The organism is Nocardiopsis sp. LOL_012 (assembly GCF_048060475.1).
Taxonomy (GTDB): Bacteria; Actinomycetota; Actinomycetes; order Streptosporangiales; family Streptosporangiaceae; genus Nocardiopsis.
Window position 1 is genome coordinate 57,243 of sequence record NZ_JBHMIV010000002.1, and the last position, 17,998, is coordinate 75,240.

Genomic DNA, 17,998 nt, shown 5'->3' on the forward strand with positions numbered 1-17,998 from the left:
GCCACCGTGAAGGGACCCGCAGTGTCCTCCGAAGACCACCCCGCCCCGAGCGGCGGGACGCCCGCAGCCGACCCGTCCGACCAGGTCAAGCGCACGGCCATCGCCCTCGTCGCCGCCTACGCGGACCGCAACCGGGCCGAACTCGACGAGGCGGTCCCCGCGGCGGCCGACAGCGCCGGCGACGTGGTGTCCGAGCTGAAGGTCATCGCGGCCTTCCTCAGCCGCCGGGTCCAGCACACCGGTGTGGTGTGGAAGCCCGCCGACTCGCGCGAGGCCGTCGCCCGCACCGTCGCGGAGATGCTCCCGCCCGAGCTGGAGTTCGCCGTCAGCACGGCCTGGGAGGCCCACTCGGTGGGTGAGGAGGAGGCCGCGGAGCGGTTCGCGGCGGGCGACCCCATGGTCTTCGTGCACATGCTCGCCGCGTTCAGCGCCGCCATCGGCCTAGCCGTGTACAAACGCGCCGAACTCGTGGCCACCCTGCGCCAGGTGACCGGCCTCTCCGATTAGGGAACCCGCCTCCGAGCGCGCCGCGCGGCGCGTACCGGCCGCTCACAACCCGCCCCCGACCAGTTTCTCCCGGACCCGGCGCCAGTCCACGGCGGCGAGGGGGCGGTGGTCCAGGTCCTGGCGCACGGCGGCCATGGTGCGCAGGTCGTACTCGCTCAGCGGCCGCCCGTCGTCGCTGCTGCGGTCGACCAGCGCGTGGACGTAGGCGGACAGGCTCCGCCCGGTGGGGTCGGCCAGCGCGTGCCGCACCGCCCGCTCGCGGAAGCGCGCGTCGTGGGGGAGCCAACTGATGACGACCTCGGTGGGGGAGGGCCCGGCCTCGCTCATCGCGCACCGCCCCCGCTCACCGAACCGTACCCCGGCACGGTCCACACTCCGTTCGTCAGAGATCTCGCCGCCCGGTGCGCCGGGGCAGGTGTGCGGGCGGGCCTGGAGCGGGCCCGCCCGCACACCGCGACCCCTGGGACGCGGGCGGAGGGGGAGCCTCCTAGCGCAGTTCGCGCTTGAGGATCTTCCCGGTGGCGGTCATGGGCAGCTCGGTGCGGAACTCCACGACACGGGGGTACTTGTACCCGGCCAGGCGCTCCTTGGACCAGTCGATGAGCGCCTGCTCGTCGAGGTCGGCGTCCGGCTCGCGGATGATGAACGCCTTGACCTCCTCGCCGTGGGTGTCGTGCTCGACGCCCACCACGGCGGCCAGGCTGATCTCCGGGTGGGTCATCAGGACCTCTTCGACCTCGCGCGGGTAGACGTTGTAGCCGCCGCGGATGATCATGTCCTTGGAGCGGTCGATGATGAAGTAGAAGCCCTCCTCGTCCCGGCGGGCGATGTCACCGGTGCGGAACCAGCCGTTGTTGAGGACCTCGGCGTTGACCTCGGGGCGGTTGTAGTACCCCTTCATCACGCAGTGGCCGCGGACGGCGATCTCGCCCTCGGTCTCGGCGTCGTTCCACTCGGAGTCGATGAGCTTCATCTCCACACCCCACACCGGCAGGCCGATGGAGCCCGTCTTGGCCTTGATGTTGGGGTTGTTGAAGGAGACGATCGGCGAGGTCTCGGACAGGCCGTAGCCCTCCTTGATCCCGATGCCGAAGGTCTTGGTGAAGTCGTCGGAGAGCTGCTGGGGCAGGGAGGAGCCGCCGGAGACCGCGTCGACGACGGTGCTCGTGATCTTCTCCACGTCGTAGGTGCCCGGCTCGGCGGACTGCACGGCGGTCAGCAGGCCCCAGTACATGGTGGGGACGCCGGCGAACGCGGTCACGCCCTCCTTCTCCATGAGCCTGAGCGCCTCGGCGCCGTCGAAGCGCGGCATGAGGACCATCGTCCCGTGCCGGTACAGCACCGAGTTGAGCATGACGGTCTGTCCGAAGATGTGGAACAGCGGCAGCACGGTGAGGGCGACGTCGCGCCCGTCGGGGGACTTGTCGGCGTTGCGGTCGGCGACGACCGCGTTCAGCAGCAGGTTGTTGTGGCTCAGCTCGGCGCCCTTGGGCCGGCCGGTCGTACCGCTGGTGTAGATGATGACGGCGGTGTCCTCGGAGTCGGACTGCACCGACTCGAACGTGCCGGGCTGTCCGGCCAGGGCCGCCCACAGGGTCTCGGCGCCCTCGATGCTGGACTCGGTCGCGCCGGCCGTGGCGGGCAGGTCGACGTAGAACTCGCAGGAGTCCACGTTGCCGAAGGCCTCGAAGGCGCGTTCGCCCAGGGGGAGCTCGGGGCTGCCGGCGAAGGCGAAGATCGCCTTGGCCCCGGAGTCCTCCAGGTGGTACTGGATCTCCGGAGCGGTCAGCAGCACGTTGAGGGGGACCACGACCGCGCCGACCTTGAGGGCGCCGAAGTACACGAAGGGGAAGTAGGGGGTGTTGGGGCTGGCGAGCGCGATGCGGTCGCCGGGCTGGACGCCCCGGGAGGCCAAGAGGTTGGCGACCTGGTTGGCGATCATGTTGACGGTCGCGTAGTTGAGGCGAACGTCGCCGGAGATCAGACAGTCCTTCTCCGGAACCGCGCGGGCTCCGTCCTCCAGGATCACGGACAGGTTGAGCATTGAGGGGGCCTCCCGCTACATGGTGAGGAAAGATTCGGATGTGTTCCGAATCTCGTGTTCCGCGTCACTGGTACGGAAGGGTAACAAACCGGTTGGTCGGTTTGGCTGCCCGCTACGCAGTTGAAACCTAACAGTGTTCGGAAGGGGGCGCCAGGGCAGCCCGGATCCCCGCCGTCCACAGGCACGTGGTATCCGTTCGTCGCCGTCCGCCGCGTGGCGCTAACCTGGGGGCGAACGCGAGTGACCCGCGGCACCGTCGCCACGGGCCCTCACTCCGTGCAATCCACCCGAGAGACCGGTTAGGGAACATTCACCGATGACAGCGGTAGACGGCGACCACAGGACGGGCGACACCTACGACGCCCGCGCCCTCCAGGACAAGTGGCAGGCGCGCTGGGCCGCCGAGCTCCCGTTCCAGGCCGACGAGGAGGCGGGGGACGAACGCCCCCGCAGCTACGTGGTCGACATGTTCGCCTACCCCTCCGGCGACCTGCACATGGGCCACGCGGAGGCCTACGCCATCGGCGACGTCATCGCCCGCTACCGGTTCCAGCGCGGCGACAACGTCCTCCACCCCATCGGATGGGACTCCTTCGGCCTGCCCGCAGAGAACGCGGCCATCAAGAACGACTCCCACCCCGCCGAGTGGACCTACGCCAACATCGAGACCCAGGCGTCCTCGTTCCGCCGCTACGGCATCGGCGTCGACTGGTCGCGCCGCCTGCACACCAGCGACCCCGAGTACTACAAGTGGAACCAGTGGCTGTTCCTGCGCTTCTTCGAGCGCGGACTGGCCTACCGCAAGGACGGCCGGGTCAACTGGTGCCCCAAGGACCAGACCGTGCTCGCCAACGAACAGGTCGTCCAGGGCCGGTGCGAGCGGTGCGGCTCCGACGTCGTGCGCCGCAGCCTGAACCAGTGGTACTTCAAGATCACCGACTACGCCCAGCGCCTGCTGGACGACATGGACCAGCTCGACGGCGGCCGCTGGCCGGACGAGATCCTGGCCATGCAGCGCAACTGGATCGGCCGATCCACCGGCGCCGACGTCCACTTCCGGATCGAGGGCCGCGACGAGCCGGTCACCGTCTTCACCACCCGCCCCGACACCCTCTACGGGGCCACCTTCTTCGTCGTGGCGGCCGATGCCGACCTGGCCGACGAACTGTGCGCGCCCGAGCAGCGCGAGGCCTTCGACGCCTACCGAGCCGAGGTCGCCAAGCTCTCCGACATCGAGCGCCAGGCCACCGAGCGCCCCAAGACCGGCGTATTCCTGGGCCGCCACGCGATCAACCCGGTCAACGGCGAGCGCATGCCCGTCTGGGCCGCCGACTACGTCCTGGCCGACTACGGCCACGGCGCGATCATGGCCGTGCCCGCGCACGACCAGCGCGACCTCGACTTCGCGCTGGCCTTCGACCTGCCCGTGCGGGTCGTGGTGGAAACGGGTGAGCCCGACCCGGCCGAGACCGGGACGGCCACCGCGGGCGAGGGCACCCTGCGCGACTCCGGCCCGCTCGACGGCATGAGCAAGGCCGAGGCCATCGACCGCATCGTCGAGGTGCTGGCCGAGCGCGGCACCGGAGCCGGCACCGTCAACTACCGCCTGCGCGACTGGCTGCTGTCCCGCCAGCGCTACTGGGGCACGCCGATCCCGATCGTCCACTGCCCCTCCTGCCGCGAGGTCCCCGTCCCCGACGACCAGCTTCCGGTCACCCTGCCCGAACTCAAGGGCGCCGAACTGGCCCCCCGGGGCGTCTCCCCGCTGGCCGCCGCCACCGACTGGGTCGAGACCGCCTGCCCCTCCTGCGGCGGGCCCGCCCAGCGCGACACCGACACCATGGATACGTTCGTCGACTCGTCCTGGTACTTCCTGCGCTACTGCTCGCCGCGGCTGGACACAGCGCCCTTCGACACCGACGCCGTCAACAAGTGGGGCCCCGTCGACCACTACATCGGCGGCAAGGAGCACGCCACACTGCACCTGCTGTACGCGCGCTTCTTCACCAAGGTCCTCCACGACCTGGGCATGGTCGCCTTCGACGAACCCTTCCGGCGCCTGACCAACCAGGGCCAGGTCATCAACGAGGGCAAGGCCATGTCCAAGTCCCTGGGCAACGGCGTGGACCTGGGGCAGGAGATCGACACCTACGGCGTGGACGCGGTCCGCCTGACCATGCTCTTCGCCAGCCCGCCCGAGGAGGACGTCGACTGGGCGGACGTGTCCGTGACCGCCGCGCAGAAGTTCCTCAACCGCGCCTACCGGGTGATGTGCGAGGCGGGCGCGGCCGGTGAGCCCGGCACCGACCCCGCCTCGGGCAGCACCGAACTGCGCCGCGCCGCCCACCGCGCCATCGACCAGATCACCTCCCTGGTCGAGGCCCGCCGGTTCAACGTGGCCATCGCCCGCATCATGGAACTGGTCTCCGCCACGCGCCGGGCGATCGACTCCGGCCCCGGCGCCGCCGACCCGGCCGTGCGCGAGGCCGCCGAGTTCACGGCCGTGGCCCTGTCCCTGTTCGCGCCCTACGTCGCCGAGGAGGGCTGGGAGAAGCTGGGCCGCACCGGCTCGGTGGCCGTCGGCAACTGGCCCGAGGCCGACCCCGAGCTGCTGGTCCAGGAGTCGGTCACCTGTGTCGTGCAGGTGCAGAGCAAGGTCCGCGACAAGCTCACCGTGGCCCCCGACATCGATCCGGCGGAGCTGGAGAAGCTGGCCCTGGCCTCGGAGAAGGCCCAGGGGTTCATCGGTGACAAGCAGATCCGCAAGGTGATCGTGCGCGCACCGAAGCTGGTGAACATCGTCGTCGGCTGACCCGTCGGCGCGGCGGTGTCCGGGCACGGCCACCGCCGCGTGCCAGGGACGGCGTGACGACCGATCAGGGAGGCGGTGACCGGATATGCCCCCGTCCGGCGATGTGCGCGGTGCGCTGCTCCGCGGCATCCTCGTCGTGGGCGGAGCCGCGGTCCTGTCCGTCGCGGCGATCACCGGCGGCCTGGTGCTCGCCGCGGACGAGACCGAGGTCCCCGCGGGTGACGTCCACACGTCCGCGCCCTCGTGTTCCGCGGTCCCCGCGGCCGCTGTCGAGGAGGCACTGCCCGGCGCACTGCCCGAGACCGTGGCCTCCGGCCCGCTGCCGGACGGCGAGAACACCGTGTGCGCCTGGACCTCGCTCGGCCGGTCCGAGACCCCCGGCACGCTCCGGGTCGAGTTCTCCGTGCTGCTCACCGACACGGAGCAGGACACCCCCCTCTCCGGAACCGAGCACGCCGGACGCCTCCTCGCCGCGCTGGCCCCCGAACACGGACACACCGTGGAACTGTCCTCGGGGCCCGAGGCCCACGTATGGCTGGAACGCGTCTCCGGAACGGCCGACCTGGCCTTCCGCAGTGACAACCTCCTGGTACGCCTGTCCTACGCCGACACCGCCGGAAGCGGACCCGACCAGGCCGAACAGGCCCGCGAAGCCGTGGTGGCCTTCGCCGAACGACTCGCGGAGGCCCTGTGAACCACCCGTACCAGCGTCCGGTCGTGCCGTCGGTCCAGCCCCGGAGCCGGGGCTGCGCCGCCGCGGTCGTGGTGGTCCTGACCCTGCTGGCGGTCCTGTGCGTGGTCGGCGGGGTCTGGTTCCTGCTGTCCCGGGAGCGTTTGGAGACCGGCCACTTCGAAGCCGCGCCGGTGTGCGCCGAGGGGGAGACCGAGGCGCTCGCGGGCCTCGTTCCCGGCTACGAGCTGGCGTTGGAGGAACCGGTCGGCAACGGGCAGAACGCCTTCGGTGAGGGGTGGCAGTGCCGCTGGGCCACCCCCGAGGGCCAGGGGGAGACCGTACCGGCCTTCGCCACCCTGGTGGTGGTCGCTTCGCCGGGGCCGGGCGGTGTGCTCACTGCCGAGGACAACTTCGCGCACACGACCTCGAACCCCCAGGCCGCGCCGGTGGCGGACCTCGGAGACGAGGCGGCCGCCTGGTACCGGACCGGGGGCTTCCCCGCCGGGTGCGTCGGTGTCCGGGAGTCCAACCTGTACCTGGAGACCTGTTACGGGGCCGCCGCCGACTACGCCGTCAGGAACTCCGTGGACGAGGAACGGGCGATGGAGGGCGCCGAGGAGCTCGCCCGCGCCGCGGTGGCCGCCCTGCCCGGCTGACAGTGTTCATGCGTCCTCGCGACCCTGCCTCCGGCACCTCCAGAACCTCGTGGGCGCCCTCGCGCTGCTACCGGCCGTGGACTGAAGCCGGACGTCTGGAGTTCGGGAGCCCGGTGCGGTATCACCACGCGTCGTCGAGGAACCCTTCCAGAGCGGGCGCCACCTCGGGGGCGAAGGGCCGGTCGGCGTCCAGGACGGTCGCCCCGGGCCCGTCCTCGAACTCCCGGAAGATGTGGTCGGCGCCCGGAACATCGACGCGCTCGGCGTCGCTGAGTCCTGTCATGAGGCGGTCGACCTCATCCCGACTGATCTGGGCGTCCTCCTCGCCCCACAGCACCAGGACCGGGGTGTCCGCAGGCAGGTCCCGGGCCAGATCCACCGGGTCGAAGGCGTCGATCCAGCGCAGGAAGCCGACGTTGTTCTCGGAGAAGATCCCCGTGAGCCCGCCGGCGTCCTCGGGCAGATCCCGGCCGCCGCGCAGGGCGGCCCGCGCCGCGCGCGCGTAGGAGAGCGTGTCGACGGCCTCGGACCCGCCGAGCCGCCCGGAGGCCTCGGCCCGGCGGACCTGCTCGGTGAGCTGGCGGTCGATGACGTCCAGCATGCGGGTGCCCGGCGGGGCGGCCAGAACCAGCGCGGGGGACCCCTCCAGGAGTTCGTGTGCGCGCAGGGCGTACAGGGAGCCCTCGCTGTGCCCGACGATCACCGTGCGCTCGGGGTCCACCTCCGGCTGGGCGAGGAGTTCCTCGTAGGCGGCGGTCATCTGCCGGTCGAAGACCTCCGGGTCCACCTCGGCGTCCGGGTCCAGGCCGCCCAACCCGGTCTCTCCGCTGCCCAGCTTGTCGTAGCGCAGCGAGGCCACACCGGCCTCGGCCAGGACCCGGGAGAAGTTGAGGTTGGTGTCCGCGTCGGGGCGGACCTCGGCGTTGCCGTCACGGTCCGTTCCGCCGCTGCCGGAGATGATGAGGGCGCCGGGCACCGTACCCACCGTGCTGTCGGGGGCGGTGAAGGTGGCGAACACGGCGCCGCCGTCCACGGAGAAGGACAGGTCTCGCGTTCGGCCGTCGACCCCCGGGGACGGTGCCGACCGTTCCTCCGCGGTGCAGGCCGAGGTGAACAGCAGGACGGCGGCGGCCGCGGTCAGGACGCGCAGCCGGGCGGAGGCGGGTGCTGGTGTGGACACAGCCCTCACCTTAGGGCGTGTCCGCCAGGGGATGCGCCCCAGGGCGGGCGCTGTGCCCTCGGACGGTCCTGGGGCGCCCCCAGGGGGCGGGGACGCCGAGACCGATGCTCACACGCGGCGCATGACCGCGACGACCTTGCCGAGGATGGTGGCGCGATCACCGTTGATGGGCTGGTAGGCGCTGTTGCGGGGCATGAGCCACACGTGTCCGTCGTCCTCGCGGCGCAGGACCTTCACGGTCGCCTCCTCATCCAGCAGCGCGGCGACGATGTCACCGTTGTCGGCCTGCGGCTGCTGGCGGACCACCACCATGTCGCCCTCGGTGATGGCGGCGTCCACCATCGAGTCGCCGACGACGGTGAGCATGAACAGCTTCCCCTCGCCGACCAGTTGGCGGGGCAGGGAGAGCACCTCCTCCACCGACTCGTCGGCCAGGATCGGGCCGCCGGCCGCGATCCGGCCCACCAGCGGTACTGAGGCGGCGCGCGGGTCCGCCCCCAGAGCCTCGGGGTCGAAGTGCGTCGCTCCGGAGCGGCCCGGGGTGCGCAGTTCGACGGCGCGGGGGCGGTTCTGGTCGCGGTGCAGGTACCCCTTGCGCTGGAGCACCTTGAGTTGGTGCGCCACACTGGACGGGCTGGACAGGCCGACCGCGTCGCCGATCTCCCTTATCGACGGAGGGAATCCGCGTTCACGGACATAGCGCTGGATGCAGTTCAGCACGCTCTGCTGACGCGCGGTGAGTTTGGGGGCTGCGGGCGTCGTCTCGCTGTCCTCTCCCGTGGGTGAGAGGACGGTGGTGGTTCCGGGATTCTCCTCCGGCACGGCCGGGCCTCCTCGGTGTTCGGTTGGGTCGTGGGCCTGCTTGCGTGAGTGCCGCCACCGGTTCGTGATCGCGCCGGATGTGGTGCCGGGGCGGGGTGAAACCGGAGTGAAATCAACATCAACGTTAGTCGTTGCAGACGGTGATATCAAACAAGCGTTCGAGGTCAGGGAATGGCCTGAACTGACCTGTCCCGTTCCTCTCGCTTACACGTGTACACGTGTACCCGTACCGCTGTCCTGGGAACGCGGGAACTCGTGGTGGGGCCGTGTGGGCGGGGCGTCGGCGAGGGCCTGCGACGGAGCCCGGAAACCCTTGTGGTGCGGCGCTTCCCGGCGTTCTGCGGGGCCTTGGGGTGGATCTCGTGGCATGGGCGTCGACGGTATCCTGAACGGCGGTTTCGGACGTTCCACTCCGCTTCCGAGGGGCTGCCCCCTTCCGCTTCGCTCCCACGGGTGCGGTGCGGGGCGTGAATCGGGGGCACTGGTGTTCGACCACTACATCTGGGTGTGGCGATCGAGGCATTGTCCCAGAAGTTGTGGTTTAGTGGTCTCATGAGGTGTACGCATGGCGAGGGGATCAGGTGATCAGGGGTGCATTGTCCGTTCTGCCGCCATCCGGACACGCGGGTGATCGACAGCAGGTCCACCGACGACGGCGCGGCCATCCGGCGCCGCAGGTCGTGCCCCGAGTGTGAGCGCCGGTTCACCACACAGGAGACCGTGCTCCTGATGGTCGCCAAGCGTTCCGGCGTCACCGAGCCCTTCAGCCGCACCAAGGTCATCGCCGGGGTGCGCAGGGCCTGCCAGGGGCGTCCCGTCTCCGAGGACGCGCTGGCCCAGCTCGGGCAGCGTGTGGAGGAGGAGATCCGCAGCCGCGGCCTGGCCGAGGTCCCCGCCCACGAGATCGGCCTGGCTATCCTCGGCCCGATGCGCGAGCTGGACGAGGTGGCCTACCTGCACTTCGCCAGTGTCTACCGAGGTTTCGAGAGCCTCGCTGACTTCGAGGCCGAGATCGCCACCCTGCGCAGGGAGCGCGAGGCCGACACCGACACGACCGCCACGGCCTGACGCGGGTCCGGCCGCCGACTGGGCTGGTCGGGGAACATGGGGCACCGGAGTGAAGAGGCCCGCCGCACGTCGCGGGCCCGCCGAACCAGAGGCGCCGCGCGGCCGTGGAGCCGCGGCCGCGCGGCATGGGGGGACACGTGCCATGACGGAGACCACCAGCAGCACGACCGCCCGCAAGGGCAGGACCAAGGCCGACGGCAGGACCAAGGGGTTGAGGATGCGGCGCGTCCTCACCACCCCAGGGGTCCATCCCTACGACTCCGTCGAGTGGGAGCGGCGCGACGTCGTCATGACCAACTGGCGCGACGGCACGGTCAACTTCGAGCAGCGCGGCGTGGAGTTCCCCGCCTCCTGGTCGATGAACGCCACCCAGATCGTGGCCGGCAAGTACTTCCGCGGGGCCGTCGGCACCCCCGAGCGCGAGTGGAGCCTCAAACAGCTCGTCGACCGCGTCGTCGGCGTCTACACCGAGACGGGCCGCAAGCACGGCTACTTCGCCGGGGACGAGGACGCCGAGGTCTTCGACCACGAGCTCAAGCACGCCCTCGTCCACCAGCTCTTCAGTTTCAACTCACCCGTCTGGTTCAACGTCGGGACCGCCTCCAGGAACCAGGTGTCGGCGTGCTTCATCCTCTCCGTCGACGACACGATGGAGTCGATCCTGGACTGGTACAAGGAGGAGGGGCTCATCTTCAAGGGCGGCTCCGGGGCGGGGGTGAACCTGTCGCGGATCCGCTCCAGCAGGGAACTGCTCTCCTCCGGCGGAGCCGCCTCCGGACCCGTCTCCTTCATGCGCGGAGCCGACGCCTCGGCCGGGACCATCAAGTCCGGCGGCGCCACGCGCCGGGCCGCCAAGATGGTCGTCCTGGACGTGGACCACCCCGACATCGAGGAGTTCGTCGAGACCAAGTCGAGAGAGGAGCACAAGATCCGCGCGCTGCGCGACGCGGGCTTCGACGTCGACCTGGGCGGCGACGACATGTTCAGCGTCCAGTACCAGAACGCCAACAACTCGGTCCGGGTCTCCGACGCCTTCATGCGTGCCGTGGAGACGGGGTCCGACTTCGGACTGACCTCCCGTACCACCGGTGAGGTCATCGCCACGGTCGACGCCAGGGGGCTCCTGCACCGCATGGCCAGGGCCGCGTGGGAGTGCGCCGACCCGGGCATCCAGTACGACGGCGCCATCCAGGAGTGGCACACCAACCCCGAAGCCGGACGTATCAGCGCAAGCAACCCGTGCTCGGAATATGTTCATTTGGACGATTCGTCCTGCAACCTTGCCTCGATCAACCTGCTCAAGTTCCTGCGCGAGGACGGCACCTTCGACACCGAGGCGTTCACGGCCCTCACCGAGCTGGTTATCACGGCGATGGACGTCTCCATCACCTTCGCCGACTTCCCCACCGAGAGGATCGCCAAGACCACCCGCGCCCACCGCCAGCTCGGCATCGGCTACGCCAACCTGGGCGCCCTGCTGATGAGCACCGGCCACGCCTACGACTCCGAGGGCGGCCGGGCCGTCGCCGCCGCGGTCACCTCGCTGATGACGGCCGCCGCCTACCGGCGCAGCGCCGAACTCGCGGCCGCCGTCGGACCCTACGAGGGCTACGAGCGCGACAGGTCGGCGCACAAGCGGGTCGTGCGCAAGCACGCCGCGGCCAACGGCGACCTGCGCACGGTCACCTCGCTGGAGGGGCCCGTCCACGAGGCGGCCACGCGCGAGTGGGCCGAGTGCCTCAAGAAGGGCGAGCGCCACGGCTGGCGCAACGCCCAGGTGAGCCTGCTGGCACCCACGGGGACCATCAGCTTCATGCTCGATTGCGACACCACCGGGATCGAGCCGGACTTCTCGCTGGTCAAGTTCAAGAAGCTGGTCGGCGGCGGGTCGATGCGAATCGTCAACCGCGCGGTGCCGCGCGCCCTGCGCCACCTCGGCTACCGGGGCGAGCGGGTCGAGGCGATCGTCGAGTACGTGTCCGAGCACGGCCACGTGGTGGACGCGCCCGGACTGGACCCGGAGCACTACCCGGTGTTCGACTGCGCCACGGGCCGCCGCTACATCGAACCGATGGGGCACGTGCGCATGATGGCCGCGGTCCAGCCGTTCCTGTCCGGCGCGATCTCCAAGACCGTGAACGTCCCGGAGGAGGCCACTGTCGCCGACTTCGAGCACCTCTACTTCGAGGGCTGGAAGCGGGGGCTCAAGGCCCTGGCCGTCTACCGCGACAACTGCAAGGTCGGCCAGCCTTTGTCCACCGGCTCCGGTGACGGGAAGGACCAGGCGGGCAGGGACGACACGGTGGTCCGCCCGGTCCGCCGCCGCCTGCCCAAGAAGCGCCGCAGCGAGACCACCTCGTTCTCCGTGGGCGGGGCCGAGGGGTACATCACCGCGGGCTCCTACCCCGACGACGGTCTGGGCGAGGTGTTCATGAAGCTCGGCAAGCAGGGCTCCACCCTGGCCGGGGTGATGGACGCCTTCTCCATCGCGGTCTCCGTCGCCCTCCAGTACGGGGTGCCGCTGGAGACCTACGTGGAGAAGTTCACCAACATGCGCTTCGACCCGGCGGGTATGACCGACGACCCCGACGTGCGCATGGCGCAGTCGGTGGTGGACTACATCTTCCGCCGCCTGGCCCTGGACCACCTGCCCTACGAGGAACGCGCCGCGCTGGGCGTGCTGTCGGCCTCCGAGCGCGCGGCGCAGGTCTCCGGGGAGGACTCCGCGCAGGTCGCCGCCCAGGTGGAGTCCTACGCGCAGTCTGCCGCCACCCAGGACGCGGCGGCGTCCGAGCGGGAGCCGCAGCGCGACGGCGATGCGGGCACGGCGCACTCCACCGCGGAGCTGGCCGAGCGCACCCAGGGGTTCACCGCGGACGCGCCGCTGTGCCTGACCTGCGGGACGAAGATGCTCCCGTCGGGCAGTTGCTACGTGTGCGAGGGCTGCGGCGCCACCAGCGGGTGCAGTTAGCCGCTTGGAGGGGGGCGGGAGTGGTACGGATCGGCTTCCGGCAAACAGTGGCGAACTCGATAAGTACGTAGAGTACTTGACGTACTTATTTTAGCGTGTCAGGCTGGAGTCACGATCCGATGGAGGTACCGCCATGGCAGCCGTGCATTACGACAGCTACACCGAGGCCCGCGCGCACCTCAAAGCGCTTCTGGACGCGGCAGAACAAGGCCGGGTCGCCACGGTGCGCCGTGACTCGTCCAGAACCGCGGTCGTGGACGGGGAGAGACTGCGCCGCTATCTCGCAACGGTCACCCCATCGCGTGCACAGGTCGTACCCGAGGCCGGGGGGTGGTCCGTCTTCATCCCAGGGCTGCCGGTCGCTGCCGATGGTGCCTCCTTCGATGAAGCCCTCGCCGAGATGGTCGACGCCCTGCGTGAGTACGCGGAGGACTGGCAGGATCACCTGCTCAACGCCCCCAACCACCAGGAGAACTGGGGGATGGTCCAGTTGATCGCCCTCAGCGATGACGGTCAGTTGTGCGACTGGTTGGCGGGGAGGGAGCGGTGACCTGGCCACAGCCCACCCGAGAAGACCATGACCGTTTCTGCAAGGTGGAGGGGTGGCGGTTGGTGCGGAGCGCCCGAGGACGTTCCAGTACCCATCACGCCACCTATGAACTGGATCTGCCGGATGGTCGGACGCTGAGGACCCGTGTGTCCAGGCCCGTGGACCGGGCTGACTACGGTCGGCGCATGTGGGCGCACATCCTCCGTGACCAGCTCGAGGTCGACGATGCTGTGTTCTGGTCGTGTGTGAGGGACAGCGCCATCCCGGACCGGGGAGTGCCCCGGTCGCCTTCGGGCGCACTGCCCGCCGACCTCGTCCACTTGCTCATCTCCAGGATCGGCCTTGACGAGTCCGAGGTCGCGGCGATGACCAAGGAGGAGGCGATCGGTCGACTCCAGCGATACTGGACGGAAGGGGACTGACCGTTCTTGTTGGCGGGGCGGGAGTGGTCCAGACCTGTGGTTGCTCTGGAGCAGGAGCGGGTAGCACAGCGTCGTCGAGATCGCCCCACCCGCGGAAGGTGGTCCCCATGCTCATCGCAGCGATCCTCCGGGCCAAGGGCGCGGAGGTGGTCGGTGTCGCCCCCGAAACGACCGTCGCGTCACTGCTCACCGAACTCGCCATCCACGACATCGGCGCAGCCGTGGTCACCGAGGGCGGTGCCGTCGTCGGCATCGTCTCCGAGCGCGACGTCGTCCGCGGCCTGCGCAGACGCGGGCCCGGACTCCTCACCGAACCCGTCGCCGCCATCATGACCGGCGAGGTCTTCACCTGCACTACCGAGGACACCGTCGAGGACGTCGGCGAGGTGATGACCCTGCGCAGGTTCCGCCACGTGCCGGTGCTCGCCGGCGGGCGCCTCGTCGGTATCGTCAGCATCGGCGACGTGGTCAAGAGCCGCATGACGGCGCTGGAGAACGACCGGGCGGCACTGGAGGCCTACATCCAGGGCGAGCGGACCTGACCGTTCCCACGGCCTGAGCCCTATTCCGCGCGGCCGTCCCCGGCGGCGACCGCCAGGGCCGCGGTGGCGGCGGCCACCCCCAGTACGGCGGGCCAGGACCCGATCCGTTTCGCCAGCGGGTGCGCCAGACCGAAGGCGCCCACGTACACCCCGGTCAGCGCGAGCGCGGTGCCCGCCCCCGAGCGCCGCCGCCAGGTCTCGAACGCCGCCGCGCCGAAACCCGCCAGGACGACTCCGCCCAGGGGCCGGTTTCCGGTGGCCCGCGCCGCGGTGTAGCCGCCGACGAGCCCGGCCGTGGTCAGCACGGCGCTGGATACTGCGGTCACACGGACCTCCCCGCTCTCCGGCGGTAGCCGGTCGGCCGCCGCCCCACGCACGACGGTAGACCGGAACCCGTCGGCGCCGCCAGTGGGCACGCCCCGTCCGGCACCCGTTCCCACGTCACGCCCGGGGCACGACCCCTGGGTTTCGGACGAGGTTCGTGCCAGAGTTGGTCCCGTCCGTTACGGCCACCGCCACACCGCCACCGGCGTCAGACCGGAACCGTAGAGGTGTGCGCGACGTCGAAGCCGACAGTTTCCCAACTTCTCCAGCAAGGAGCCCACGTCTATGTCGTTCGCGCAGACCGTGAGCGGCGCCGCAGGAGCCATCGTTCAAGGGGCCGACCCCCGCGAGGCGATCACCGACGCCGTGCAGCAGGCCGCAGGCCGGACCGAGGGAGGGGGTGGTCTGGACCCCAGGGACTTCATCGCCGCCCGGGAGCAGGGCGCCTCCGTCGGTACCCGGATCGAGCAGAAGACCACCTCGCTCGACAACGCCGGCGAGGCGATCAACCGCAGCCACTACGAGCGGGGGCAGAGCGGGCCGGTCCACGTCATCTGTCCCATGGTGATCCCGCGCGGCCGCACGCTCCTCACGATGCTCCCCGCGATCGCGCTGCTGGCCCTGGGGCTCGTCGGCACCCTCGTCGTCTCCGCCCAGTCCTCCCTCACCGGCGCCAACCCCCTCCTCAATCCGCTCTTCGGCATCCACTACTGGATCATCACCCTGGCGATCACCGCCTTCATGTGGTGGCGACAGGGCATGGTGATGGTGCCCGAGGGGTGCGAGGCCATCGTCACGCGGTTCGGCAAGCGGGAGGACAACTACCGGCCCGGCCGGGTCACCCTGTTCAACCCGTGGAAGCGCGTGTCCTACATCGTCAACACCACGCGCGAGTACCCCTTCAACGCCCCCATCCGCTCGGCCCCCACCAAGAGCGGCGTACAGGCCTCGGTCGACCTGTTCGTCCAGTTCCGCATCGCGGACGCGACCAGCTTCGTGTACACGCTGGGCGGCGTGCACGGCTTCCAGGAGAAGCTCAACAACGCCATCAGCGAGACCACCCGCAGCCTCATCTACGAGCAGGAGGCCTCGGCCATCTACGACATGGTCGGGGAGAGCACCCACACCCTGCTGGAACAGCTCAACCGCCAGTTCAGCGGGATCGTGGTCCTGACCAGCGCCAACATCACCCACGCCGAGCCCTCCAGCCAGGAGTACCGGATGGACCTGGCGGCGCCGGAGATGGTCCGCGTCGCCAAGGACGCCTACACCTTCGAGTACGAGCTCCAGTTGCGCAAGGAGCAGAACGAGGGCGACCTCAACAAGGAACTGGCGACCCTCAACGAGACCCTCTCCGCCATCCAGGCCGACATCGCCCAGTACCAGGCACAGATGGACACCGCTCTGGAGCGGGAGACCAACCGGGCGCGCGCCCTGGCCCGCCAGCGCTTCGTCGAGGCCGAGTCCGAGGCCAACGCCAACGCGGCGCTCCTCCAGGCGCAGGCGCTCGACATCCGGGCCGTCAGCGCCGCCGAGGCCCCCGAGATCCTCAACTACCGCTTCCGGGAGAACCTCCTGGACAAGCTGGAGGCGGTCGCCGACAGCCTCCCACAGGTCCTGAGGATCGGCTCGGGCGACACCGCCAGCGTCGACTACCTGCGCATCGCCCAGCAGATCATCGGCCAGAGCGAAGCGGCCCTGTTCTCCGAGGAGGACATGGCGGCCATCCGCGACCGCCTGGGCGAGATCACCGGCCGGATCGCCGAACGCGAGCAGGAGATCACCGCGCTCGTCGAGGACCCCGGCACCGAGCGCGGCCGACAGCCGAACGGGGAGGACCCCGGGGAGGACCTGGTGGAGGAGATCCGCCAGTCCGTCTCGGAGGAGGCCATCGACGAGCGCCTCACCGAGAACCCGCAGGGGCCCGCGACCGACGCCCCGGACCAGGGAGGCTTCTAGATGAACCAGTCCGTGAACGCCGGAGGCGGCTCCAGCATCAAGGAGTCCCTCGCCTCCTGGGGCGACCTGGCCGGCCTGCTGCGCGGCGGCGACCAGGGCTCGATCGTCCCCGTCGTCATCCCGCGCGACAACCGCGGCCTGCGCTGGATGGTGCTGGTCTGGTTCGGCCTGTTCGCGCTCGCTTCGGCCCTGGTGATGGCGGTCAACGCCATCACCAGCTCCACCGTGGTCGGCGAGTTCGGCTACAGCCTGCTCGCGCTCCCCACGATGCTCGTCGGGCTGTTCAGCCTCGCCGCCGCCGTGCTGTGGTGGTGGCGGGGATCGATCGTGGAGATCGAGGAGGGCACCCACGGCGTGCTCACCAAGTACGGAGCGATCGTGCGGGCGATCGGCCCCGGCCGCCACTACCTGTGGCACCCGTGGTCGCGGGTGGACTTCGTGGTGGACACCCGCACGGAGATCCCCTACACCGCTCCGGTGGTGGCCTGCCCCACCCGCGAGAACGTGCCGCTGAAGTCGATCGAGTTCTTCCTCAAGTTCCAGATCATCGACCCGATCCGGTTCGTGGCCATCATCGGCGCCAGCAACTTCGACCTCGTGCTCTCCAGCGCGGTCCAGGACGCCATCCGCCAGCGCAGCCGCATGGTCAACACCGAGTCCGCCTACGACCTGCGCGGATCCAACGTCGAGGACATGCGCCGCCTGCTCAACACCAACCTGGAGAAGTACGGGGTGCGGATCACCGGCTGCAACATCCCCGACGTGCAGTTGCCCAACCAGTACCAGCAGCACCTGGCCACCCGGGAGCGGGTCGCCAAGGAGCTCGTCGCCTACGAGCAGGAGTGGGAGCTGACGCGCAAGCGCCGCATCGACACCCTGCTCATGGACATCGAGCGCTCCAAGAAGACCCGCGACGCCAAGATCGTCGAGGTCAACGCCTCCCTCAACAAGGCGCGCAAGGACGTCGCGCAGATGCTGGAGGAGCAGGAGACCGAGGCACAGCGGGTCCGCTACGAGATCGAGACGCACGGCCGCGCCGACCTGGTCGCGGCGGAGAACGAGGCCAAGGCGCAGCGGCGCCTGGCCACGGCCTACCGGGACAACCGGGCCGTGCTGGAGTACGAGCTGGCCCGTCGCCGCCTGGACGTGGGCGCAGTGTTGGCCGAGCGGGCGCCGCGCCCGGTGGTGGTGCAGACCGAGCCGGGGGCGGGTGACTCCTCCGCGCTGTCCACCCTGCTCACCGCGCAACTCCTGCCGCAGATGCTCGACGGGGCGGGGTCTCGGTCCGGCGGCGGCGACACGGCCCGGGAGGCGCTGGACTCGGCGCAGGGCGCGATCGCCGCGGCGGCCGAGCGCCAGCAGCGCATGGCCGACGAGTACCAGCGCCAGCAGAGCGAGCAGATGCGGCAGCAGTTCGAGCGCGGCGAGGGCTACGGCCGCTCCCAGGGGCGCCGCTGACACCCGCCGG

16 protein-coding genes are annotated in these 17,998 nt (G+C 70.3%); 11 read left to right on the forward strand and 5 right to left on the reverse strand.

Translation table 11 applies throughout. The features are described from left to right. The first annotated feature begins 21 nt into the window (after nucleotides 1–21). Nucleotides 22–507, forward strand: a complete 486-nt coding sequence (locus ACFHWE_RS01640) for a hypothetical protein (RefSeq protein WP_416598736.1) — start codon at nucleotides 22–24, stop codon at nucleotides 505–507. Nucleotides 508–549: 42 nt separating this feature from the next. On the opposite strand, the gene ACFHWE_RS01645 is transcribed toward ACFHWE_RS01640, so the two are convergent. Beyond that, nucleotides 550–834, reverse strand: a complete 285-nt coding sequence (locus tag ACFHWE_RS01645; RefSeq protein ID WP_416598909.1) for a hypothetical protein — start codon at nucleotides 832–834, stop codon at nucleotides 550–552. A 160-nt stretch (nucleotides 835–994) separates the two neighbouring features. Then, nucleotides 995–2,551 (reverse strand): long-chain-fatty-acid--CoA ligase, encoded by a 1,557-nt coding sequence (locus ACFHWE_RS01650; protein ID WP_416598737.1) that lies wholly within the window; start codon nucleotides 2,549–2,551, stop codon nucleotides 995–997. A 316-nt stretch (nucleotides 2,552–2,867) separates the two neighbouring features. On the opposite strand from ACFHWE_RS01650, the gene leuS reads away from it, so the two are divergent. The 3 genes from leuS (at nucleotide 2,868) to ACFHWE_RS01665 (ending at nucleotide 6,692) form a co-directional block, all read left to right on the forward strand. Continuing rightward, nucleotides 2,868–5,363, forward strand: coding sequence for a leucine--tRNA ligase (gene leuS, locus ACFHWE_RS01655; protein ID WP_416598738.1), 2,496 nt, complete (start codon nucleotides 2,868–2,870; stop codon nucleotides 5,361–5,363). Between the two features lie 85 nt (nucleotides 5,364–5,448). Continuing rightward, a complete protein-coding gene (locus ACFHWE_RS01660; RefSeq protein WP_416598739.1) occupies nucleotides 5,449–6,057 on the forward strand; it encodes a hypothetical protein in 609 nt (202 codons plus the stop codon). Then, entirely contained in the window at nucleotides 6,054–6,692 is a 639-nt protein-coding gene (locus tag ACFHWE_RS01665) for a hypothetical protein (RefSeq protein ID WP_416598740.1), read from the forward strand. The genes ACFHWE_RS01660 and ACFHWE_RS01665 overlap by 4 nt, the downstream gene beginning before the upstream one ends. A 121-nt stretch (nucleotides 6,693–6,813) precedes the next feature. Here the strand turns inward: ACFHWE_RS01665 and ACFHWE_RS01670 are convergent, their stop codons facing one another. After that, a complete protein-coding gene (locus ACFHWE_RS01670) occupies nucleotides 6,814–7,872 on the reverse strand; it encodes an alpha/beta fold hydrolase (protein WP_416598741.1) in 1,059 nt (352 codons plus the stop codon). Nucleotides 7,873–7,980: 108 nt separating this feature from the next. After that, entirely contained in the window at nucleotides 7,981–8,694 is a 714-nt protein-coding gene (lexA, locus tag ACFHWE_RS01675; RefSeq protein WP_416598742.1) for a transcriptional repressor LexA, read from the reverse strand. Nucleotides 8,695–9,285: 591 nt separating this feature from the next. Between lexA and nrdR the strand changes: the two genes are divergently transcribed. From nrdR to ACFHWE_RS01700, 5 genes are all read left to right on the forward strand, one after another. Beyond that, entirely contained in the window at nucleotides 9,286–9,762 is a 477-nt protein-coding gene (nrdR, locus tag ACFHWE_RS01680; protein WP_416598743.1) for a transcriptional regulator NrdR, read from the forward strand. Nucleotides 9,763–9,904: 142 nt separating this feature from the next. Further along, nucleotides 9,905–12,733: a vitamin B12-dependent ribonucleotide reductase gene (locus tag ACFHWE_RS01685; protein WP_416598744.1), complete on the forward strand. Its 2,829-nt coding sequence runs from the start codon at nucleotides 9,905–9,907 to the stop codon at nucleotides 12,731–12,733. Between the two features lie 133 nt (nucleotides 12,734–12,866). Continuing rightward, complete coding sequence (locus ACFHWE_RS01690) at nucleotides 12,867–13,283, forward strand: type II toxin-antitoxin system HicB family antitoxin (protein WP_416598745.1); 417 nt, start codon at nucleotides 12,867–12,869, stop codon at nucleotides 13,281–13,283. A 185-nt stretch (nucleotides 13,284–13,468) separates the two neighbouring features. After that, nucleotides 13,469–13,705, forward strand: a complete 237-nt coding sequence (locus tag ACFHWE_RS01695) for a hypothetical protein (protein ID WP_416598746.1) — start codon at nucleotides 13,469–13,471, stop codon at nucleotides 13,703–13,705. 107 nt (nucleotides 13,706–13,812) lie between these two features. Further along, the gene (locus tag ACFHWE_RS01700; protein ID WP_416598747.1) at nucleotides 13,813–14,247 is read left to right on the forward strand and encodes a CBS domain-containing protein; all 435 of its coding nucleotides are present in this window, start codon (nucleotides 13,813–13,815) and stop codon (nucleotides 14,245–14,247) included. A 20-nt stretch (nucleotides 14,248–14,267) separates the two neighbouring features. Here ACFHWE_RS01700 and ACFHWE_RS01705 read toward each other — a convergent pair whose 3' ends face one another. Further along, on the reverse strand, nucleotides 14,268–14,573 hold the full coding sequence (locus tag ACFHWE_RS01705; protein ID WP_416598748.1) for a hypothetical protein: 306 nt from the start codon (nucleotides 14,571–14,573) through the stop codon (nucleotides 14,268–14,270). Nucleotides 14,574–14,856: 283 nt separating this feature from the next. Between ACFHWE_RS01705 and ACFHWE_RS01710 the strand changes: the two genes are divergently transcribed. Then, the gene (locus tag ACFHWE_RS01710; protein ID WP_416598749.1) at nucleotides 14,857–16,530 is read left to right on the forward strand and encodes an SPFH domain-containing protein; all 1,674 of its coding nucleotides are present in this window, start codon (nucleotides 14,857–14,859) and stop codon (nucleotides 16,528–16,530) included. After that, the gene (locus ACFHWE_RS01715) at nucleotides 16,531–17,988 is read left to right on the forward strand and encodes an SPFH domain-containing protein (RefSeq protein WP_416598750.1); all 1,458 of its coding nucleotides are present in this window, start codon (nucleotides 16,531–16,533) and stop codon (nucleotides 17,986–17,988) included. Nucleotides 17,989–17,998: the final 10 nt, after the last annotated feature.